The 25,111-nt window shown below is 42.7% G+C and carries 9 protein-coding genes and 2 tRNA genes; 10 read left to right on the top strand and 1 reads right to left on the bottom strand.

Going from position 1 to position 25,111, the window contains the following annotated elements; genetic code table 11:
* Position 1 precedes the first annotated feature (1 nt).
* Positions 2-3,394: an isoleucine--tRNA ligase gene (gene ileS, locus AC1MCB_RS13690; protein WP_479965269.1), complete on the bottom strand. Its 3,393-nt coding sequence runs from the start codon at positions 3,392-3,394 to the stop codon at positions 2-4.
* A 183-nt stretch (positions 3,395-3,577) separates the two neighbouring features.
* Here ileS and AC1MCB_RS13685 point away from each other — a divergent pair, with 183 nt between their 5' ends.
* The 10 genes from AC1MCB_RS13685 to AC1MCB_RS13640 all read left to right on the top strand — a co-directional run bounded on the left by AC1MCB_RS13685 (position 3,578) and on the right by AC1MCB_RS13640 (position 25,105).
* The gene (locus AC1MCB_RS13685) at positions 3,578-3,838 is read left to right on the top strand and encodes a signal peptidase (protein ID WP_479965268.1); all 261 of its coding nucleotides are present in this window, start codon (positions 3,578-3,580) and stop codon (positions 3,836-3,838) included.
* Positions 3,839-3,858: 20 nt separating this feature from the next.
* Positions 3,859-4,206 carry a diacylglycerol kinase family protein gene (locus tag AC1MCB_RS13680; protein ID WP_479965267.1) on the top strand — a complete coding sequence of 116 codons (348 nt, stop codon included), beginning with the start codon at positions 3,859-3,861 and terminating at the stop codon, positions 4,204-4,206.
* A gap of 2 nt (positions 4,207-4,208) precedes the next feature.
* Positions 4,209-4,934: a DNA repair protein RecO gene (gene recO / locus AC1MCB_RS13675; RefSeq protein WP_479965266.1), complete on the top strand. Its 726-nt coding sequence runs from the start codon at positions 4,209-4,211 to the stop codon at positions 4,932-4,934.
* Between the two features lie 60 nt (positions 4,935-4,994).
* A tRNA-Val gene (locus tag AC1MCB_RS13670) sits at positions 4,995-5,069 on the top strand.
* Between the two features lie 36 nt (positions 5,070-5,105).
* A tRNA-Val gene (locus AC1MCB_RS13665) sits at positions 5,106-5,180 on the top strand.
* A gap of 410 nt (positions 5,181-5,590) precedes the next feature.
* Positions 5,591-6,043 (top strand): DUF6799 domain-containing protein, encoded by a 453-nt coding sequence (locus AC1MCB_RS13660; RefSeq protein ID WP_479965265.1) that lies wholly within the window; start codon positions 5,591-5,593, stop codon positions 6,041-6,043.
* Positions 6,044-6,630: 587 nt separating this feature from the next.
* Positions 6,631-6,927 carry a hypothetical protein gene (locus tag AC1MCB_RS13655; RefSeq protein ID WP_479965264.1) on the top strand — a complete coding sequence of 99 codons (297 nt, stop codon included), beginning with the start codon at positions 6,631-6,633 and terminating at the stop codon, positions 6,925-6,927.
* 508 nt (positions 6,928-7,435) lie between these two features.
* Complete coding sequence (locus AC1MCB_RS13650) at positions 7,436-18,130, top strand: T9SS type A sorting domain-containing protein (protein ID WP_479965263.1); 10,695 nt, start codon at positions 7,436-7,438, stop codon at positions 18,128-18,130.
* Between the two features lie 209 nt (positions 18,131-18,339).
* Positions 18,340-21,327, top strand: coding sequence for a T9SS type A sorting domain-containing protein (locus AC1MCB_RS13645; protein WP_479965262.1), 2,988 nt, complete (start codon positions 18,340-18,342; stop codon positions 21,325-21,327).
* Between the two features lie 700 nt (positions 21,328-22,027).
* Positions 22,028-25,105 carry a T9SS type A sorting domain-containing protein gene (locus tag AC1MCB_RS13640; protein ID WP_479965261.1) on the top strand — a complete coding sequence of 1,026 codons (3,078 nt, stop codon included), beginning with the start codon at positions 22,028-22,030 and terminating at the stop codon, positions 25,103-25,105.
* Positions 25,106-25,111: the final 6 nt, after the last annotated feature.

Here is a 25,111-nt window from a genome sequence, read left to right as displayed (position 1 = left end):
GTTAGGCTTTTGTTATTAAAATCATGATTTCTTTATCATCTATGACAACTTTTTTTCCTTCAGCGGCTTCATTATCAACTATTAATGAATTTGCCAGGATTTCGGCGCAAATATATAATAAATTATTTCTTACCGCCTGCGCGATATATGGGTGCTCCTGTATACGTACGTCAATTTTATCCGTCACCTCAAAATTCAATTCTTTTCTCAAATTTTGAATCCGGTTGACCAGCTCCCGTGAAATCCCTTCCTGAAGAAGCTCTTCAGTAATGGTTACATCCAGAGCGACCGTCAGGTTGCCCAAAGAAGTTACCTGCCAGCCGGGAACGTCTTCCGCATATATTTCCACGTCAACCAGATCAATAGTATATTGTGTTTCGGGAATAGCAATCTGACCCTCTGATTCGAGCTGGCTTATATCAGCCTGACTGAAGGAGTTGATGGCATTAGCTACCAGCTTCATATCCTTACCTACTTTCGCGCCGAGTGCTTTAAAGTTTGGCTTTATCTTTTTGCTGATAACGCCAGCGGTATCGGTTATAAACTGAATCTCTTTTATATTAGTTTCTGACAATATCAAATCTTTGACCATCTGCACTTTAGCTCCAAAGCCTTGATCCAACACGGGCAACAATGCTTTTGATAGGGGTTGACGTACATTGATGCCAGATTTCTTCCTTAATGATAAGATCATAGAAGAAATATCCTGAGCCAGGCTCATTCGCTCTTCAAGCGCTTTATCAACTAAGGCCTCTCTATATTCAGGAAAATCAGCCAGATGCACTGATTCAGACTGCTCTTTGCTGGTTGCCGAATTTAGATCCAGAAATAAGCGGTCGCTAAAGAAGGGCGCAACGGGCGACATCAATTTTGCGATTGTTGTTAAAGAGGTGTAAAGGGTTTGATATGCTGAAATCTTATCAATGGTATATTCTCCTTTCCAAAAGCGACGCCTGCACAAACGAACATACCAATTACTTAAATTTTCATCAACAAAGTTCTGAATTGCTCGTGCAGCCTTTGTAGGTTCAAAATCAGCATAGTACGAATCGACTTCCTTTATTAGTGAATTAAGTAATGAAATGATCCATTGATCAATTTCAGGTCTTTGGGAAATATCTATTTCATCCTCCTTGTAAGCAAAACCATCAATGTTCGCATACAAGGAGAAGAAAGCGTAAGTGTTATATAGGGTGCCAAAAAACTTGCGCCTTACCTCATCAAGACCTTCAATATTAAATTTTAAATTGTCCCACGGCGATGCATTACTGATCATATACCAACGTGTGGCATCGGCACTATATTTATCTATGGTTTCAAAGGGGTCAACACCATTGCCAAGGCGTTTCGACATTTTGTTACCGTTCTTATCAAGCACTAAGCCATTTGAAACGACATTTTTGAAAGATATACCACTATTGCCTATCTCTTTATTGATGGCTTTAATCTCGTCACTTGTTTCGCTTAGCATCACAGCTATTGCGTGTAGAGTGAAGAACCACCCCCGGGTTTGATCTACACCTTCGGCTATAAAATCTGCCGGGTAAGCATTTTTAAATTCTTCCTTATTTTCAAATGGAAAATGCCACTGGGCATAAGGCATTGCACCCGAATCGAACCAGACATCAATCAGGTCAGTTTCCCGATACATCTTTTTACCTGTGGGCGATACAAGGATCACATCATCCACATACGGACGATGCATGTCTTTAAGCTCGAAAGCGACATCCATAAAACCTGCCTCCACAGATTTTCTTATGCCCTGATTCAGTTCATCTATAGATCCGATGCATAACTCCTCAGATCCATCTTCGCTTCGCCAGATTGGTAAGGGTGTTCCCCAAAAACGAGAACGGGAAAGGTTCCAGTCAACCAGGTTTTCCAGCCAATTACCGAAACGGCCGGTACCTGTTGATTCTGGTTTCCAGTTAATCGTTTTGTTCAGTTCAACCATCCGGTCCTTTACAGCAGTAGTTTTAATAAACCAGCTATCCAAAGGGTAATATAAAACCGGTTTATCTGTACGCCAGCAATGCGGATAACTGTGCTCGTATTTTTTAACATCAAAGGCTTTATTGTCCTCTTTCAACTTGATGGCGATAAGGACGTCTGTCGGCTTGAAGTCCGGATCTTTGCGCTCCTCGTCACTATAATATTCTTCCTTAACGAAGCGGCCGGCAAAATCCGTTACTTCATCAACAAATTTTCCCTGCCTGTTTACCAGCGGATACTCGTTTCCTTTCTCGTCGATAACCATTACCGAGGGAATATTATTCTCCCGGCAAACCCTAAAGTCATCAGCGCCAAACACAGAAGCGGTATGTACTATGCCCGTTCCATCTTCGGTAGTCACAAAGTCAGCAGGTATAACACGGAAGGCATTTTTCTCCAGATTTTCATTGCTCACATACGGCATTAGCTGGAAGTAGCGAAGATTCAATAAATCTGCTCCTTTGAACTCTGCCGCAATCTCCCACGGAATAAGTTTATCACCGTACTTATAATCCTGGAAAGAAATGTTCTCAGCCTCTTTTTTAAAATATTTAGAAACAAGTTCCTTCGCAAGCACAACGCTTACAGGGGCAAAAGTGTATTGATTAAAGGTTTTGATCTTTACATACGATATTTTTTCACCAACCGCTAAAGCGCAGTTGGCAGGTAACGTCCACGGGGTGGTTGTCCAGGCCAGAATAGTCGTATCCTCAGCTTCATCAGAAAATAAAGTCGGAATCAACGGATGCACCTGGTCAGGTTTAACTTTAAACTGCGCAACGATAGAAGTATCCTTCAGCATTCGGTAGGTGCCAGGCTGATTCAACTCATGCGAGCTCAATCCTGTACCTGCCGCCGGCGAATAAGGCTGAACGGTATATCCTTTATAAAGAAGCCCTTTATTGTAGAACTCTTTTAAAATCCACCATAAACTTTCAATGTATTCGTTTTGATAAGTGATGTAAGGTTTTTCAAGGTCCACCCAATAACCCATCTTCTCGGTCAGGTCGTTCCAGATGTCAGTGTATTTCATGACCTCGGTCCGGCAAGCCGAATTATAATCTTCAACAGAGATCTTTCTCCCAATATCATCTTTGGTAATGCCCAGTTTCTTCTCAACAGCCAGCTCAATGGGAAGACCATGGGTATCCCACCCGCCCTTGCGTTTTACCTGGTAACCTTTAAGCGTTTTATAACGGCAAAAAATATCTTTAATAGCTCGCGCCATCACGTGATGGATGCCTGGCATCCCATTTGCCGACGGTGGTCCTTCGTAGAATGTATAAGGTTTGGAAGCCGGACGATTTGAAATACTTTTCCCAAAAATGTCATTAGCTTTCCAATGCTCCAGAATATCTTTCCCGGTTTGTGATAAATTAAGTTGCTTATATTCTTTGTACATCAGCGCTTTATCCCTTAAAATTAAGGTTGCAAAGTTATGAAAATAAAGCCTAAAATCTTAGTATATTGGGTGAATAGTGCGTTTTCCGGATGTGAAATTACAGTCAGATGAAACATTTAAATCGAAAGAAGTGCTGAATATATTCGAAAAAACTAATGTGTATGTTTGTTAGTAAATACTATTATGATTAATAAATACCTGAAACGCGGTCTACTGCTATTTTTAGCGGGTGTTGGGCTCATCTTATTCGGATATTATCTGAAGGATACTGAACTGATGAAATACGGCTGGGCAATGATAATTGGATACATCGCCTTTGGTTTAGGATTTCTGTATATCATTTACAGTTTTATCCGGAAGATTGAACGCCGCGGCCTACTTGAGCAGAGAGCCGATGATGCGGAAAAACTTGAGAATGCCGATGAAGCTAACAAAGGCAAGTAAAGCCTTTACAGCCTGCAACAATGAAAAAATTCCTTCTGAGCTTTACCTATGCCTGGAAAGGCCTTAGTTACGCTTTCCGTACTCAATTAAATTTCAAGGTTCATAGTTTCAGCGCTTTATTAGCTCTTTTGCTTGGGTATCTGTTAAAACTGAATACAGGGGAGTGGCTGTGGATCTTCTTTGCTATTGGTATTGTGTTAATTGCCGAGTTATTCAATACTGCTTTAGAGGTTTTGGTTGACCTGGTGTCGCCAAACTATCATACAAAAGCTGGGGTGGTGAAAGATGTTGCCGCAGCCGCAGTTTTAATTACAACTTTTCTTGCCGTACTAATAGGCCTTATGGTATTCGTACCCAAGCTCATTTAATCATGCTTCATAAAACCCGGGGCATCGTATTAAAAACTACCAGCTATGCTGAAAGCAGTGTTGTGGTGCAGGTCTTTACCGAGAAGTTCGGCCTTCAATCCTATTTGATCAATGGGGTGAAGAAGCCAAAGGCAAAAATTAGCATGAATATTTTACAGCCTTTGCACCTGCTGGAAATGGTGGTTTATCATAAATCGAGCGGTAATATTCAACGTGTTTCAGAAGTAAGGCAGCAACCCGTATTTCTAAGTATCCCTTACGACATTGTAAAGAGTTCGCTGGTACTATTTTTAAACGAGGTGCTTTACAAGGCCATTAAACAGCAAACCGCCGACGAAGTATTATTTGAATTCCTTTTCCACGCAATCGAAATCCTGGATAGGATAGAGGCCGGAGCAGCTAACTTTCATCTCTATTTCCTATTGCGATTAACCCGCTTCCTGGGCTTTTACCCAGATTTAAGTGTTGCCCATTCAGCCAATTATTTTGATCTGACCAATGGAAATTTCGCAAAACAGATGCCGCCGCATAGCTCATTAATCGAGCAGCCTTTAACCAGCTTATGGCTGAAACTTCTGCAGAGTAACTTTGATAATCTGCATTTGCTTCACATCTCCGGCCCGGATCGAAGGACTTTGCTGGCAAAAATTCTTGAATATTACCGTTTGCACATAGAAAGTTTTGGCCAGATAAAATCGCATCTTGTTCTGGAAGAGGTGCTTAGCTAAAAATGTGAAAATTATTTTGGGATATAGCATCAGAGGTATATATTTGCATTCCCAAACACGGGGAGATTAGCTCAGCTGGTTCAGAGCATCTGCCTTACAAGCAGAGGGTCACTGGTTCGAACCCAGTATCTCCCACTGAAAACCCCGATTCATCGGGGTTTTCTTATTTCCGGGAGTTTAGCTCAGCTGGTTTAGAGCATTACCTCGACAAGGTAAGGGTCGCTGGTTCGAATCCAGTAACTCCCACCCCAGACCCCGATTTTTCGGGGTTTTTTTATTAAAGGAAGCTTGGCTCAGCTTTTTTAAAGGCTCTTGCGCATTAAGTCTTTTAAAAGGCAGTAGGAGTAACAACATTTGCTAGTATTAAGCAATACCGGTTAAAACTGATATCATGAATTCTGATATTTCCTCCGTCATAATTTCCATTCATAATCCATTCTAAAATAGAAAATCCTACGGCTTCAATTTATAGTCAATAAGCTATTGAATTTTTTTAAAAAGGGAAGTTTAATCCTCTTTATCCAATGACAGACTTGCTTTTCCACTGATATCAAAAGCCGGTGCAAACAAGACTGGAATCAGTAAGCCAATTGACAATGATCAGTAGTTCAGCAAAAGAAGGGATGTAATTTTAATTTGAATCAAAAAAGATCGTCATGAAAAATTTAAACACTGTTATGATCTCATTTATTATGATTGCTGGCACTGTGCAGGCACAGGATACTTCACTTAAAAGAGACCAGACAAGGAGTGGTATCCAAAAGCGGGACAGGATACATCAGGAAGAACATCTGCATTTTCAGGATGGAAAACTATACCAGATGAGGCAGGGAGTGAGGAATGAAGTTAAAAGCCAAATAAAATTGAAGAATGGAACCGTGGTTAATCCCGACGGATCATATGCTTTAAAAAACCAGGAACGGCTTCGGATGTCAAACGGGGAGTGCATGGATATGTCGGGAAGAATTTATAAAAATCAAAATATGTTTAATCAAAGGCGAATGATGAACAAGGCCGAAATGCAAAAACACCGTGATATGAATAGAACGCCAGGAAAGGGTACTAAAAAGAAAAGTCAAAAAGGGGTTAAAGGACCTGTTAACAATTAGCAGTATTTAGACTAAAGATGAAATCGATGAACGAACAGGCCCAGTAAAAACATATATCTATATTATTAAAAGGTGATTCTCATGTAACAACTGATGTTGCAAGACATCCATTCGCTACTGTGTTGAGTTGCTGGATAGACAATAGTACAAAAAGTTGATATTTTCTATTCAGAACCTCGTTTTACACTTATGAGATTATCCTAACGCATTTTCCAACCTGGTCTGTCTTCTAAGGCAGGGTACCAATCCGCTTCGATTTAAAAACCAGAGGCAATCAAGCATATTAATGAAGAACCAGGTCGTGTCTTGCTTTACTCTGGTTCGTGTCTTGCCGCTAATTTAGCGGCAAGACACGAACCAGACCCGAGGAAAGCTACAATATCGTTCCTGCAGTTCCCGCTCTTAGAATTTTGTGAGTTCAGGCCCTCCTTCCCACCGACTTTTTTAAAGCGAAGAATTTTTCAAAATGAGGAAAATACCTAATACAGATTTTTACCAGTCGTTAACAGAGATATCGCTTATTTAAAGATAAATAAAACTAGAGTTGCGTTTTTTCGTTAGCTTAATACCTTCAAAATCAGCACGTCATGCATGCCTCTAAAATTACAGCCATCAAAAACTGGATTGACTCCATGGGTTTCGAATTAGTTAAGTCACATCTATTAGATAGTAAATATACCTGTATAAATTACTATACTTTAGGCAATTTTGGAGTGTTTGAAGAGGTCTCGAAATCTTCGAAAAATAATGAAACGTCTGGTGAGGAAAAACTCAAATTTATCTCATGGGATCCCTGGGGTCAGGACTTTGTAGTGCGTTCAGCGAAAGAGTTGAGTGAAGCGTATCAGGAGTTTTTGACTGTGAATCCGGAGCTGGCGGGATAGGGGAATAAGTTTCTTCCCTTTCCATTTTAACAGGATTTACTTCCTCCATTTGTTGATATATTTCCCGTATTGAGATTCTTATCCTGATATTCTGAGAACCTGTTTAATACATTTTTAATTTTATTGTATTATATTTTTACTCTTTTATAAAAGATATAAGTTTGTGTAGCATTTGCACGAAATGTGTGATAATACAGCCCATGCAGCGATTAAATTGCCAAAAACCTTTGGTATCTCCCCTCAAATAATTGTTTTTCCTTTTATTATCTTAGTATATTAAAAAGAAAGCAAGAAAAAGTGTTTCGTTTAATGTAAATACCGTTTTTCTTGATTACAACAATTAAAATCGTTGTCTTTCTATTTTATATTACCGTGTTGAGCCCATCCATCCGGTCCAGCATTATCTAATTCTATAATAGCCCTTATTAAAGTCGCAGCTTCTGATTCCTGAAACGGAGTTGGATGTGGCTTGATAGTGGTAATTGTGAAATACATTTATCCGGATTCTATGGGAGTTTTTACAGGACTATTTACATCAGATTGCTTCGTTAATAAATCGACCGGTCAAAGGTTTCCGAATACTTCTTCTATAAGCGGATTATTAAGATCAACTGTTCTTAAAACAGCTTTCTCACTTTGTTTTTTATTGTTGGGATCTTTATTGTCTCTCGCGCAAACTGTTGTTACTGCGCCTGTTAATGGTCAAGATATCTGTAGTAATACGGCTGTAGGTGGTGGTTCGCCTGCTTATACTACGCTGGGGAATATTGTAATCACTGAAGGGGTCAGTGGTGACTTTGATTTTACTGGATCTCCTCTAACCCTGACGCTCAACGCGCCGGCTGGCTGGGAGTTTAATACATTGTCAACACTGACTTATTCGTTTACAGCTAACGCAAATATCTCTGCGCTTGGAACAGCTACCAATGGCTTAACATCTTCAGCTTTGACAATAACAGTCGCTGGAGCTAATGCAAATGGGTTGGACGCATTTACAATTACTGGTTTGCAGGTTCAGGCTACAACGACTACCGCTGCGAGTGGTAATATTACTTCGAGCAGTTCAACGGGTTTTAACGGTATTGACGCAACCACAAGTTTTGGATCATTATCACTATTTGCTGCGGTGACACCTACAGTTAGTATTTCGGCTAGTCCTTCAGGAGCGGTTTGTGCAGGTACCGAGGTAACATTTACGGCAGATCCCACTAATGGGGGGTTGTTGCCTGCGTATCAGTGGCAGATCAACGGCTTAAATGTTTCGGGGGAAACTAGTGCAACCTTTAAAACTGCGAGCTTAACTGACGGGAGTGTGGTTACAGTTGTTTTAACTTCGAATGCTTCGTGCACTGTAACTAACCCGGTCACCAGCAGCCAGTTTCCTATAACCGTCAACAACATTCCAGCTACGCCAATAGCTTCAAATACTGGTCCGGTCTGCGAAGGCAGTGATATTACGCTAAGCACAGCAACAATAGGAGGGGCTACTTACTTGTGGACGGGGCCTGCAGGTTTCACCAGTTCCGATCAAAATCCATCTATTGCAAATGCAGCTTCTGCAATGGCTGGGGTGTATAGCGTGACCGTTACCTTAAATGGCTGCATAAGTCCGGCAGGAACAACTACTGTTATAGTGAATCCGATTCCTGCGACTCCTGTATCCGGAAATAGCGGACCGCTCTGCGCGGGCAGCACAATTAATTTAACCACAGCATCGGTAACAGGCGCGACTTATTCATGGACAGGGCCAAACGGTTTTACCAGCTCCCTGCAAAATCCAACTATTGCTAATGCAACTTCTGCAATGGCCGGCGATTACAGTGTGACTGTAACTGTGAATGGCTGTGCAAGTTTACCCGGCAGTACTTCTGTCGTTGTGAATGCATTGCCGTTGAGACCTACAGCTTCAAATGGTGGAGCAGTCTGTGCGGGAAGCGCCATTAACTTAGCTACTCCTACAGTTGCGGGAGCCACTTATTCCTGGACTGGACCGAATAACTTCACGAGTACCGATCAAAATCCTGTTATACCGGCCTCAACAATTGGCATGGCAGGGGTGTACAGTGTATCCATTACCTTAGATGGCTGTACCAGCCTGGCTGGTACAACAACCGTAGTTATTAATGCCATCCCGGCAACGCCAATAGCAAGCAGTAACAGCCCGGCTTGCGTGGGCAGCCCTATTAATTTATCGACACCTACTGTTGCGGGAGCAACTTACTCATGGACCGGCCCCAATGGCTTCATAAGTGCGGTTCAGAATCCGGTGATCTCAAATGCTACGACGGCAATGGCAGGCGTTTATAGTGTTACAATCATTATAAATGGTTGCACCAGCCCCGCAGGAACTACAACTGTGGTCGTTAATGCGGTCCCGGCAACACCCGTTGTCAGCAGTAACAGTTCGGTCTGTGTGGGTGGGACGATCAATCTTTCGACGGCTGCAGTAGCTGGAGCTACCTATTCATGGACAGGGCCTAATGGTTTTACAAGTACCGTTCAAAATCCCACCATCTCGGGTGCTACAGCTTCAAGGGCGGGGGTTTATAGTTTAATCATAACCGTGGATGGTTGTACCAGCACGGCCGGGACAACCAATGTAGTGGTTAATCCTATTCCGGCGACACCGGCAGCAAGCAGTAACGGTCCTGTGTGCCCTGGCAGTAGTATTAATTTAACCACACCTGCTGTTACCGGAGCCACTTATTCCTGGACCGGGCCGAATGGTTTTACCAGTGCCGTACAAAATCCAGTAATTAACAATGCTACAGCAGCCATGGCTGGGACATATAGTTTGACCGTAACTGTTAATGGTTGTGCCAGTGCTGCGGGAACTACTTCTGTACTAATAAATCCTACGTTGGTTCCTTCGGTTACAATATCTTCAACCTCAACATCAATCTGCTCAACATCACCGGGAGGTTCTACGCCCGTGACCTTTACAGCCACACCTACAAACGGAGGTACTGCACCGACGTACCAGTGGAGAAATAATGGCGTAAACATAGCCGGAGCTACCGGGGCAACATATACAGCCACTTCGCTTGGAACAAGCTCAATCATAAGTGTTGTGATGACGTCAAACGCTCCCTGTGTTTCTACAGTGACCGTGACAAGCAATCCTGTCACGATGACTACTTACGTAGGTGCGCCCAGTTTTGCCAATGGAGGTCCCGGTAGAATTACAGGAAGTAATTCTGTTTGTCCCGTTACTACTGAAACCTATACTGCCGGAGCTTTGGCTAGTGGGGTTGCAACAAGCTATACCTGGTCATTCCCACCGGGATTTGTAATTGCCTCCCAATCTGGTAATCAAGTAACGGTTAATATAACATCGGCAGCAAGTATTTCGAATAATCAACCGGTTACCGTTGTTGCTTCTAATCCATGCGGCAGCAGTGCTGTGTCACAGACCTTTGGTATCAGCGTTAATAAATTTGCCGGTGTAACAGTCGGCTCGAATCAATCCGTGTGTTCCGGACAACCCATAAATGTCGTAGCTACATTAACGGGTAATGCTACCAGCGCGACGTGGAGTGCTCCAAGTGGAACTTTCACCAACGTAGTTACAGCCGGAACAAATCCGATTACCGTTAGTGCGACTTATACTCCTGCGATAACAAATGGTAATGTAACCCTTCTTGTTACTACGAATTTACCCTCAGGTAATTGTACACCAGCAGTAGCCGGAACAGCGCAACTCACGGTAACTGTGAATCAAGTGCCTTTAATAACTAGTCAGCCTTTAGCCTCTCAAATTCTATGCTCCGGGAGTACCGCGACATTCAGTGTTGCTGCTACCGGGACAGGCCTTTCCTATCAGTGGCGAAAAGGCGGAGTTAACATTCCAGGAGCCACTTCTTCCACTCTTGCTCTAAATAATGTGACTACAGCTGATGCTGGAAACTACACTGTAATAGTTAGCGGCACAAGTCCTTGTGCTCCGGTTACATCATCCACATCAGTGCTGGCAGTCAACCAGGTCGTTGCTATAACTACTCAACCTGCAGCTAGTCAAACAGTCTGTTCGGGAAGTGCTGTAAGTTTCACGGTGGCTGCTACCGGTACCGGGTTGACCTATCAATGGAGAAGGGGAACAACTAATATTGCCGGAGCCACTTCAGCAACCTTAACCATTCCTTCAGCTACAGTAACAGATTCAGGAACTGATTATAATGTGGTCATTTCAGGTACCGGCCCATGTAGTCCGCTTACTTCAGCTAATGCGGCCCTGGTAGTCAATGAAGTTGTGGCCATTACCAGTCAGCCCATAAATACTCAAACTCTATGTTCAGGAAGTGCTGCAACCTTTAGCGTTACAGCTACAGGTACCGGCCTTAATTACCAATGGAGAAAGGGTGGAGTTAACATCCCCGGAGCGACATCGGCAACGCTAACACTTAATAATATAGCAACCAGCGATGCCGGTGCTTATAGTGTAGTAGTAACCGGTGCTGCTCCCTGTATATCAGTGACATCCTCTACATCGACACTAGTGGTAAACCAGGTGGTTGCCATTATCACCCAGCCGGCAGTTTCGCAAACAAGCTGCTCCGGAAGTCCGGTCAGTTTCACGGTAGTTGCTACAGGCACGGGCTTAACTTATCAATGGAGGAGAGGTACCACGAATATTGCGGGAGCTACTTCAGCTACGTTGAATCTCAATTCGGTTACCCCGGGAGATGCAGGCACCGACTATAATGTGGTAGTTACCGGAACCGGCCCCTGTTCACCTTTAACGTCAAATAATGCGGGCTTAGTTGTGAACGAGATTGTTGCTATTGACACTCAGCCGGTCGCTCAGACATTGTGTTCCGGAAGTACCGCAACCTTCAGCGTAGCGGCTACTGGTACCGGATTGACCTATCAATGGAGAAAGGGAGGAGTCAATATTTCAGGAGCTACTACTAATACCTTAACTCTTAGCAACGTTACTCCTGCAGACGCAGGCCTGTACAGTATCCAGGTAACTGGCATTGGTCCGTGTACACCTGCAGTATCCTCCAACGCCGCTTTAGTTGTAAATCAGGCGATTGCTATAACCACCCAGCCTGCCGCTTCTCAATCGGTCTGCTCAAGTTTCCCGGTTAGCTTTACAATCGCCGCAACTGGTACAGGATTGACTTATCAATGGTATCTGGATGGGAATGTTGTAAATAACGTAGCGGGGGTTATTTCAGGAGCAACCTCCGCCACCTTAAACATCAGCCAGGCAGCTGTATCACACTCCGGAACTTATACTGTAGTGGTAAGTGGAGGTGCTCCCTGTGCACCTGTCACTTCTGCAAATGCGCAGCTGACTGTTAATCAGAGTTTGGCTATAACAACACAGCCCGTTTCGCAAACGATTTGTGCAGGTGCGACTGTATCATTTACTGCAGCAGCTTCTGGAAGTGTTGCCAGTTATGTTTGGCGAAGAAATGGGATTCCCGTTTCCGGCGGCAACTTTACAGGAGCAAATACAGCGACCCTTACAATAACCGGATCTTTAACCACAAATTCCGGAAACTACGATGTGGTAGTCAGCGGTCCAAGTGGCAGTTGTTCACAGGTAATATCTAATATTGCTGCCTTAACCGTCAATCCTCTTACCGTTGCCGGTTCGGTCAGCGGAAACGCAACCGTTTGTTCAGGTACAAATAGCTCCGTTTTAAAATTGAACGGCCATGTAGGTGCTGTGATAAGGTGGGAGTCATCACTGGATAATTTTGCTACTGCAGGTGTTTCGATTTCTAATACGACTAACACATTAACAGCAAGTAACCTGACAGCAAATACTTCATACCGGGCAATTGTCCAAAGCGGTGTATGTGCACCGGCGAGCAGTACTGCGGCAACCATCAGTATAACACCCGTTTCTGTGGGTGGTAGCGTTGCCGGGTCGGCCACGGTATGTTCTGGTACCAATAGTACAACACTAACGGTAAGCGGGCATACGGGATCAGTCGTGAGATGGGAATCTTCTGTAAATAATTTTGCGACGGCAGGTACAGCCATAACTAATACTACGAACACGCTTATTGTCAGCAACGTAACCGTGACTACTTCTTATCGGGCAGTTATTCAGAATGGTACCTGCGCCATCGCAAATAGTCTGGCAGCAATGGTAAGCGTCGATCCGGTTTCCGCAGGAGGGACAATCGCAGGGGGAGTCACTGTATGCTCCGGCACAAATAACACGATTTTAACTTTAAGTGGCCACACAGGCAACGTTATCCGTTGGGAATCATCTCTGGATAATTTCGCAACAGCCGGCACCACTATAGGTAACACCACGAATACCTTCACAGCAAGTAATTTGAGTGCTACTACCTCATACAGGGCGGTAGTACAGAGCGGCTCATGTTCTATGGCTTTTTCGGCCGTATCTACGATTACTGTCAATCCACTTTCCGTTGGTGGCACGATCAGTGGAACTTCAACTGTTTGCTCAGGCACTAATAGTACTGTTTTAACTTTAAGCGGTCATGTTGGTAATGTTCTCAGATGGGAATCGTCATTAAATAATTTTGCTACAGCAGGTACTTCAATAGCTAATACCACGACTACGTTAACCGCCACTAACTTAACCGCCACTACTTCATACCGGGCAATTATTCAAAGCGGCGTGTGCTCTGCTACAAACAGCGCGGCAACAACCGTCAGTGTTACCCCGGTTTCTTTGGGTGGTACAATCGCTGGAGCAGCAACCGTATGTTCAGGCACCAATAGCGCCACTTTAACTTTAAGCGGCCATACCGGTACGGTGGTGAGATGGGAATCTTCCTTAAACAATTTTACTACAGCAGGGTCGCCTATTAACAATATCACCACAACTCTGACGGTTTCTAATATTACAGCCACTACATCTTACCGGGCGGTGGTTGGAAATGGTGTGTGCGCTGCTGTTCCCAGTGCAACAGCGACACTAAATGTTGATCCTCTATCGGTCGGCGGTACAATTAGCGGCGGAAGTGTTGTATGCTCGGGAACAAACAGTACGGTACTCACGTTAAGCGGGCAAAACGGCAATGTGGTCAGATGGGAATCATCACTGGATAATTTTGCCACAGCAGGTATCCCAATAATTAACACAAGCAGCACCTTAACAGCCAGTAATATTACCGCAACAACGCATTATCGTGCAGTGGTTAAGAATGGAACTTGTGCATCCGCTAATTCCGTGGTCGCAACCATCACTGTTAATCCTTTACCTACGGGTGGAACACTTACCCCTTCGCTTCATGAAGCCTGCGTTGGTGACGGTGGAACAATTACTTTAGCCGGTTATACGGGAAATATTGTAAGATGGGAATCATCGATAAACGGAGGTGCTACTTGGGCAATTGTTACAAATACCACAACGAATCTTGTTTACACTAATATCCAGCAGACTACTCTTTACAGAGCAGTGATAGGAAACGGGGTATGCACACCCGTTTATTCAACTATTAGTATCGCCAGTGTATTGGTGAAAGCTACACCAACAACCATTGCTACGCCTACTCAAATATGTGTGGGAGAAAGTTCAGTTCTATCATCAACATCCGGCTATCCCGTTGCCGGTATTTCGACTTCCTCAGGAAATTTCAGTGAAGCAAATCCGGCAGGATGGCGGAGAGATGGTCAGAGTACAGGCGACTTCTTGCCTGCAAGCCGGGACAATTCAAATGCTGGTCCATGGGGCGAAACCAACGGTCCAAGGACTTTTAGCACCATTACCTACAATAACGGCGCTAATGGAGGTAAATTTGCTGTCGTTGATGGCGCACGAACTTCAACACTGGAGACGTCTGTCTTTAGTTTAATTGGTCAAAATTCAAGTAATTTCAATTTTACGCAGGCATATAATTTAATTGGTACTGCTACTGCAGTTATTGAGATCTCTACTGACGGGGGAGTTACATATACAGCTGAAAACCTTCTGGCCCAATATACCGGAACAAGCTTCGGAATAACAGGAGTAAACGGAACTTTGCAAGCAACAAGCATCTCATTAGCAGATTATATTGGTTTATCAAATTTGAGAATTAGATTCAGATATGAGAGTACCACAGCTAGCAGCTGGGCCATCGATGATGTAAGTGTTCCTGCGGTTCTTCCGATAACTTATGTCTGGTCGTCAAATCCCTCTACCGTTTTTACCGATCCGACAACAGGCAGTGTGACTGTTAGTCCGACAGTAACCACTACTTATACTTTGACTTCTTACATTGATGGATGCGCGGCAGGCGTATCTACAGTGACTGTTACAGTAAATCCTGTACCCACCATTACCGCCGGCACTTCGGGAAACAATGTTGTCATTGCATGCTATAATGCTGCATCGCAAACAACTCCACTTTCATATAGCCAAACTAATGTTGCAGCTGGGGCGACATACAGTATTATTTGGTCTCAAGCAGCGATTGATGCAGGTTTTATAAATATTAACAACGCGCCGATTCCTGCCGGACAGGTTGGACTAGTTTCTCCAGCCGGGGTTGTCGCGGGTACTTACATGGGAAATATTACAGTCAGGAATAATCCGACCGGTTGCGCAAGTGTCGCAAGTCCGTTTAGTTTGGTTATTAATCCTGCGCCAACGCTGGCTTCTATTTCGGCGGCGCCACTTTGTAACGTGACCAGCGGAACCAACATGACAGTGAATTTAACGGGCTTGTTAGCCAATAGTATCTCAACTGTATCTTATCGAATTGGTACGGGTACAGCTGTGACTGTTGACAATATTAACGCAGATGCCTCTGGGATTGCAAGTTTTCAGGCTCTGGTAACTTCGGCGAATAACGGACAATCTTTGACAATAATTAGTTTAAGCAGTCGCACTCCTGCCAACACAGTCAGCTGTACAGTAACTCCAAATGCTAGTCTGGCGATAAATCTTATTATATGGCCAGGTTATGTTTGGACTGGTGGTGGAACGGATAATCTATGGACTACTGTAGAAAATTGGCTTTGTCGCGTGCCCGTTGATGGAGAGAGCGTAATTATTCCAGATGTGGTAAATGGAAACTTTCCTAAAATGAACGTGGATTTTAGGTCTAATAATTTCGATCTGTTGGGTAATGCAACCATTGAGTTGAACGGGCGTAAATTAACACTGGGAACACTTGGTCTTTCATCAACATCAGCGATTAATAATCAGGGGTTATTAATTGGAAGCAAGAGCAGTGAGTTGGTCATTAACGGTGTCCTTACACAGAGTCTAAAGTTTGTACAGTCAACGCCAATTGGAACAACCAACGCATTATCAGAATTCACAGTAAACAGTATTGGAGAAGAAGTTCTTTTAGGAAATTCGTTATGGGTGTATGGTAATGCGAATCCAACAGCTGGTATAATAAACTCAGCCGGTCATTTGACTATGGTTTCTACGGCGAGTATTTCAACTAATATAACGAAGCTGAATGCTAATTCAGACGTAATTGGGGATGTAAATGTGCAATCTTATATTACGGGTGATGGGGTAAATTCCGCAAACAGGGGCTTTAGGGTCATGTCATCGCCGATTAATGACTCGGGAATAACCAGCGGCAAGAAGTCGTTTGCCCAGATCAAGGATTATATTGTAGTGACCGGGGCGGGTGGCGAAGCAAACGGTTTTGACCAGGGAGGGTGGGCGCAACCTTACGCGGAAACGATTACCCGCTTTAACGAACCGGCATTACCTACCGCACCTAACTTTGTAACTATTCCCACCATCCATGAGCACAATGTTTCCGGCACCGGTTTCTACTTGTTTTTCAGAGGAAGCCAGGGCGGCAGCTATGCTGCTAATTTTACGAAGGTTAACGCGCCTTACGCAGCACCAGACGCGGTCACAATGAACTATTTTGGGCCAATAAATAAATTTAGCGTTCCTCCTGTTGTACTTCATAACAGCGCTATTCCGGGCGATGCAACAAATGGTTACAATTTGGTTGGTAATCCTTTTCCTAGCAGTATTGATTGGAATAGTGTGACCAAGTCATCCACTAATGTATTGAATACGGTTATTATTTATAAAGTCGGCGGTGTGCAAGCAAGTTATATAAATGGTGTAAGTAATAATGGGGGCACGACAATTATTCAACCCGGCCAGGGATTTTATGTGGTTACTAAAACAGAAGGTGAAACTCTTTCATTCACCGAGGGGGCAAAGTCGTCTGCATCTCCCGGACGTTTTCTGAGGGCGCCGATTGATCAGAAGATCACGATGTCAGTTGATCCGATATCATTTGGTCCGAACGAGGTTATGTCCAGTAAGGAAATACTGAGACTAAACATATTTGATGGGCAGAATTCGGAGGAAACCACCATAGTGTTCGAAGAAGGTAATAAAGAAACTGCAGGTTACGAGGATGTAATTTATATGTCAGGGGGCTTAATAAACCTCGCGAGTATGTCATCAGATGGAAGATACCTTGCAATAAACGGAGTTCCGGAGATTAGCAAGATAGCGGAGGTGAGATTAAATATGAATGGAGTTCGTGCAGGTTCCTATAAATTCAGATTCACCGACATTCCCAAATTTAAAGGATGTCAGATCCTACTGAAGGATGCATTATTTCCGGATCTTCTAACGGAAGTTAAGAAGCAGGGAACATATGATTTTACAGTAGATAAGAGCAAGTCTGAAACCTTTGGGAAAAGGTTTACAATCGTCTTTAAATCAATTGCTGTCAAGAAACCATTGGAGGTTAAGAACTTCGTGGTTAAAAAGGCTGATAATGCAGCTGAATTGCAGTGGGTTATTACAGGCGATGACGAGATAATGGGTTCCGAGGCTGAACACTCAACAGACGGAAAAACCTTCGGGACCGTTGGATTCGTGCCTGCTAACGCAAAAGGCTCAGCTTCTAAGTTCGACTTTACTGACTCTTATCCTCTGGCGGGTAATAATTATTACCGGGTCAGGATTATCAGCTTACTTGGTGACACTATCTATTCCGAAGTTAAAAAAGTGCATTATCTGGAAAATGAGATCAATAAGGAAGCCTTAGCTATCTACCCTAACCCGGTAAAAGACCAGGTAGAATTTAAATTATTGCGTCGGCCGGACGGTTCGGTTAATGTAAGTGTGTTTGATTTGTACGGTCGTCAGGTTTTCTCCCGGGAGTCTGTTAGCTTCGATTTGCTACAGTACAATATGAACAGCCTGGTGCCTGGGGTTTACATTGTGGAGATTAGACTTAACTCGAATGAAAAATTGCTGGGAAGGAGCAAATTTGTGAAAAGTGACTAAGATGGGATTTCCCACTGAGAAATTAATTGCACAATATTTCTCACTTTTTTGAAATTCCCACGCTTACTCCAACTTAACTAACTGAAAGGAGTGTGTATTTGCTTATTTGAGCAGCGCACAATCGTAGCATTGATATTGTTTTAATTAAAACGAACTTTTTTATTTAGATGGCGTAATAGTTGTTCAATTGTAACGACTGCATTTTGCCTATGAGAATCTTTACGTTTATAAAAATCTGCTTTTCATTTCTGTTGTTGTTTTTGGCATTTAAATCACAAGCTATTACTATTGTTTCAGCCAAAGACGGAAATTGGAGTGCATTAACAACCTGGAGTCCTCAACAAATACCTACATCATCTGATATCGTTTGGATTAAATCTGAGCACAGTGTTACCGTTGACATTAACGCGATTTGCAGCACGCTAATGGTGGGAGAGTCGAATAAAGATAATACTGACCTTTTGATTAATCCAGGAATATTCTTAAACGTGATGGGCCCAGTTGAAATCTACGGAAATAATGTTGATTCTAATCCAACAATATTTAATGTTGGGGACGGTACCCTAAATGTTGGCTCTAGTATAACTTTTTATGCTTCGCCAGGATATGCAAATTTAGAAATTGGCAGCGGAACAGTAAACGTCTCGGGGAATCTTGACTTTAATGCTAGCGGCCAGGGTAATATCAAACGACGCAGTGTAGATAACATGGGAGCGATAAATTTAGGGGGGAAGGTTATCGGGACAGGCTCAATTGAAGGTAATCCTCCTGCCATTAATGTAGCCGTACTTTCTAATGATTTTTATCGTTCAAAAACGTCCGGTAACTGGTCAATTGAAAACAATTGGCAGACTTCCAGGGATGGTAGCAGTGGCTGGATCACCGCTACGAAAATTCCTACTGCGTCTGCACGGCGGATTGAGATTTTACCAGACCATAATATCTTTCTTTCAACTCCATCGCCTGCGTCTAACCTAATAGTCTATGGTTCTTTGGAATGTAAGGAGCACGCGATAGTTGGACCAGGTCCCTTCACATTGGCTCCGAATGCTACGTTAATAACATCAAATTCTAAGGGAATCTCTTCTTTGACCACACTTGGGTCTATTCAAGTTCAAGGTTTAAAGACTTACTCATCAAATGCCAATTACACCTACAGAGGTGCCAGCGATCAGCTTACCGGCGACGGTTTACCGGCCATTTTAAATGGAATATTGACCATTGATAAAACAGGCCTAGCTTCAACAGTCAAGGTTTCTCATCCTATATTAATAACCAATCTGGTTAATGTCCTTCAAGGAGAATTGATTGCCGATGACAATTTAACACTGGAATCGAAAGCCGGAAGCTATGGCCAAATTGGCGTAATTAATACAATTATTGCTAAGGTAAGCGGTAATGTTAATGTACAAAGCTTCCTTTCTGGAAGTCCTTCCAGCCTGACCAATAGAGGGAATCGGATGATCTCCTTTCCGGTAAAGGACGATTATTCCAAAACATTATATCAGCAATTGAAGGAGAAGATCGTTATAACGGGGCCTAAAACTCCATTCGTTGGTACAGCTGAAGGTTTTGATCTTGGAGGATGGGCGCAACCCTATGCCGTTACCTTAACCACTTACTCTGAGCCGGCATCGCCTATTGCTTCATTTATTCCCGTTTCGACAATTAAAACGAAAGCTGAAGCAGGTAAAACAACATTTGTATTTTTTCGTGGAAGTCGTGTCAATGCCACGGCAAATAAGGTGAATACCCCTTATGGATTTCCTGAAGATGTAACTGCTAATTATAAGGGCACAATTAACCAGGGAGACATTCAAACGAGCGTGGTGAATAGCAAAATCACTGGTGATAATAACAATGGTATAAACGCCATAGGAAATCCTTACCCTGCAGCCATAAATTGGGATGCCGTATGGACAGAGAACCAAGGGTTGTTAGAAGTCAATGAAATCCGAATAAATAAAGCAGGCGGTGGTTTTGTCACAAGGAAAGTAATTTCCAACGTTCCAACAGCCGTTAATGCAGGTGAAACAATGGCTTCGCAATATATCCAGCCTGGGCAAGGATTCTATGTAAAATCGCTAAATTCCGGCGTGCTCACTTTCAAGGAAAGCCATAAAACCGTATCGCAAGCCGCACCAAGGTTATTGACAATTCCATCGATCACATTGCTTGCCACGAATCTGAATGATGGCAAAGTGAAGGACATCATTCAAAAGAATAAATTTTTAAGGATCAATATTCAGCAGAATGATTTAAAAGACGAAACTTTGATTTTATTTAAGGATGGATTAAGCTCAAAATTTGATGATAGTGATGCAATATATTTTGCTGGAAATTCTGTTCTGATTGGTAGTTTGAGCAGTGACGGTCAGGTCACTTCCATCAATGCGATGCCGGATGTCAAAGATATTCAGGAGTTGAAGCTGTACGTTAACGCCAATACGAGCGGTGCTGCAAAGTTAAGCTTCACAGATCTGAGCGCTGGTGAAGATTACCAAATCTTCCTGAAGGACGTATTATCACCAGGAAAATTAATTGATCTGAAACAGCAATCGGTGTACGAATTTTCTATTGATCGGGCAAATCCGGCCTCATACGGCACTAACCGTTTTACAGTGATCTTCAAGCCAGAGTTGGTTGCAGCGCCGGTTTTTACGGCGCAGGAAGTTAAGTCAAACGTTGAATTGAAATGGAAAACAGTTGTCGCAACAAAAGTTAAGTACTTTGAGGTAGAGGTTTCTAATGACAATATCCTGTTCCGCAATATCGGGCTTGTAGAGAACGCAGGGATTCAGAACGATATTAAATTTTCATTTGTCGATAAAGCACCGATTACGACTGTAAGGTATTACCGGCTTAAGCAGTTTAATACAAATGGAAGCATCACCATCACTGACCCGCAAATGATCGACCTATCTGGTAATGCTTTTGAAGCTATGATGAATATTACAATATATCCCAACCCGTCAGCTGAGGTAATCCAGGTTCAATATTCTGGAAACGTCCAGCCTGAAATTGACGCTGCAATTTATAGTATTCAAGGAAACAAAATCAAAAGTTCTTCTTTCCCTTCAGATCAGATAATTAAGTTCGACGTTAGCCGTCTAGCACAAGGAGTTTATTTTCTAGAACTAAAGGAAAAAGGAACCAGTAAAGTGATAGCACATTCTAAATTTATAGTAGGGCTATAGCAGTCTAGCGTCGCATAGTTTTCGACTTTGGGACTTACGTTCTTAAAATGTCCCGATCAACTTCAAAACGGGTATAAATGATTCTATAGCTGGCTCGGAGAATATTAATATTTAACTGGATCATTGATCTTAGGGATAACAAATCCACCACATAAATTCATTGGATAATGCGATTTAACTTCTGGAATCTACTGACTTAAGAGGCAACAAGGCAAGGTATCAGATGGCATTAAAATCGTCAGCCAGATACAAAGCATTTTAGTTAATTGTATATTTGAAAAACAGTTTTAGTAGTCTAATTGCGTAACTATATCAAAATGAATGAGAAAAGAAATACGCTTATCAATTTTCGTTTTTTAATAGTGTTCATTGTAGCACTGATGATCTCATTCGGGGCTAATTCGCAACCTATACCATGTAGTGATCCTTTTAAGTGTCCCGGAGGGTGCCAAGCGGATGGAGTTACATGTTGGGATGTCGATGATCCCGTCCCTTTAGATAGCGGTCTTTTACTTCTAGTTGGTGTAGCACTATCCTTTGGACTCTATACACTTAATCGTCAGAGACAACTTCAATTTTGATTCATCTCATCCCCGTTATTTGAATTACTACATATCGTTATAAGATATTTTGTTTCAATATTAAAATTGTATATATTTAGGTAAGCATTCATACATCACCGTCTATCAAACAACGGTAAATGAATTTTCAGTCTTTTCTAAATCTTCTAACTACTTTTCTACTTCTAACTACTTCTCTAAATCAACAACTGCTGGCAGCAATTAAGATTAGCCAGGCAAGCGGTAATTGGAGCAATGTTGGTGTATGGGGAGGAGCTGTGCCTAATGCCGGTGATGACATCATTATCTCGTCAGGGACTACTGTCAGTGTTAATACCTCGCTTCTTGCAACCCAGGCTTTCGGTAACGTCACGATTGAGCAGGGAGGCTCTTTAGTGGTTGGCGTCAATGACGTTAAGCTTCGAATAAAAGGTAATCTCACAAATAATGGAATAATTAATCTTTGGCAGTCATCCACTTACCAGGCTGATATCTTTTTGCATGGAAATAGTCTATGGTCCGGCGCTGGATATTGGAATCTTTCTAACATCAACGTTCAAAGTTATTCCCTTGAGCCGACCAACGGACTGAACTTAACTCTCAATGGTAGCCTGACTGCCTATCCCGGCAGCAGCTTTAATAAGGTCAACCGATATGTGGACGTTACACTTAATATTAAAGGCATATTAAATACAATGATTTCCAGTTATCCTGACTTTTACTACGGCCACATTATAATTGACAAGATAATTGATATTGTTGAGCGGCCCGTTGAATTTTCGCCTTCTACCTCATCTAATATGATCAAACTGTTGGGTGATATTATATTAGTCAAACCTTCTGATCGATTGGTGGTCACGTCCAACAATACCCTGACTATAAACGGAAACGTCACAGGTGCGGGGTTTATCTCCGGATCTACTACCAGTTCCCTGATTATTGATAATATGGAGGCAGCTGCGATTGTTCCATTAAGAATTCGTAGTGGTACTTCGTTCAAAGAGCTTATAATTAACAGGCCTGCGGGAGTAAGTTTGTCTAATGGCTTTGTGATTAGGGAAAATCTGCAACTGAATAATTCAAGTCTCTTAACCCTTCCTCCGCAAACGCTTACTTTGGGTGTGAATGGAGCAACTCCCACGGCCGGTAAATTTTCCGGGAATGGTAAGTTTATTGGATCGGGCAATTCAAGCATTTCCATCCGGGGAAAGGATACAACATCGGTCAAATTGAATTTTGATCAATCTTCGGTATTCAACCATACGCTCAATAACTTGATTGTAGATAAAGTGGCCGGTAAAGTAGGATTAGAAGCCGGAGATCTAATTGTTTCTGGGAGTCTGAATATATCTAACAACAACGTCTTTTTGTTAGGAACGGGTACGCTGATATTGAATGTGATACCTGGCTTTATTGGCAGTGCTTGTCTGAGCGGATCGAAGCATTCCAGCTTGAAGATAGCTGGAACGAGCTTGACCGGCTATTCATTAATTTTTGATCAATTGACACCTTTCGGGAATTCGCTGAAGTCGTATATTCAAAGCCGTAATGCTGTAATTACTCTCGCTAACAAATTGAATGTATTTGGGCAAGTTAGTCTGACTGGCAATTCATCAATTTTAGTGTCAGACGGAAATCTAACGTTGTTGTCTTCATTGGATGAAGCTGCCGGTATTTCGTCGTTGCTCAACAATACTGATGTGAAAGGCGATGTTAATGTGCAGGTTTATATTTCTGGTGATAATGAAAGTATGAAATACAGGGGGTATCGGTCTATTTCCTCCCCACTCAATGATGACCAAATTTTAGCGGGCAAGAAGAAATCACTGGAGCAGCTAAAAGATTATATTATTGTGACAGGCCCGGGTGGAGCTGTTAAAGGATTTAATCAGGGCGGTAATGCACAACCTAACGCCGAAACTTTAACCAGGTATAATCCACATGCTATTCCCGGAAGCTCTCTATTTTCACCGGTAACAGATATAACTCAGAACTTCTCGGCGGGAGAAGGCTTATTAGCCTTTTTCAGAGGAATGCAAAGGGGGAGTTATATATTGAATGCTTCTAAACTCAATGCTCCTTATTCACCTCCTGAACCTGTTACGGTTGTATACACGGGTATTATCAATAAATTTGATATACCAGCAATTACCCTATACAACAACCATTATCCCAACAGTGATTTTAACGGATACAATCTCATCGGTAATCCTTACCCGTCCGCCATTGACTGGACTAAAGTAATCCGAAGCGCCGGCGTTAATGATGAAGTGATCACTCTCAAGCCAGGCGGGGGAACAGCCACCTATCTGAACGGTATCTCCAATAACGGAGGATCGCCTTATATTCAAACGGGACAGGGCTTCTATGTGAGAACTTCTGTGGATGGAAGTACTGTGTCGTTTAAGGAGGACTGCAAAACGTCTTCATATCCTGCTCGGTTGCTTGCTCATCCCTCGCATAATTTGATCTTAAGTGAAAACATCACACCAGAAATATCAGATGTAGTTAAGTCAAACGCTAAAGTACTAAGATTAAATCTTGCTGATGAGAATGATAAAGATGAGACTACCATAGTATTTAGACCGCAGGAGATTGCTGACGCCGACTACAATGATGCTATATATTTTGGAGGAAGTACAGTGAATTTAGCGAGTGTTTCATCCAATGAAAAGAAGCTGGCGATAAATTTTATGCCTCAACTGGATGAAGTACAAACGATAAAACTATCTATCAATGCTACCAACAGCGGATCCTGCAGCCTTAATTTTACGGATATACCCCAATCATCGACCATTATATTCCTAAAAGATTCATTGCATCCGGATCAATTGACGAAGGTCGAAAAGAATTTATCCTATTGCTTCACCATTGATAAGAGCGATCCCAAAACCTTTGGAGACAGGAGATTTTCGCTTATTTTTAAACAGGAAGTAAAGGAAGTTGACGTGCCACTTACCGAAGGGAATAATACGGTAAGCATTTACCCTAATCCGGCACGTGCTCAAATATTTGTTAACACGAAATCACTTCCTGAAACCAGCTTAAGGGTAGTAGTTTTTGATATGAAGGGAGCGAAAAGGCAGCTCTTACATTTCCCGCGAGGTGAGGAAGTCACCTTTAATGTTTCCTGGCTTGAGCCGGGTGTGTATGTGGCTAAATTTCATTCCGGAGCAAACGGGAAGTCTTTAGGTGAAACCTCGTTTATAAAATATTAAGTGCTT

It is taken from the genome of Daejeonella sp. AP26 (genome assembly GCF_056680515.1).
Note: the sequence above shows the minus strand (reverse complement) of the source record. Positions and strands in the feature narration are given on the sequence as shown.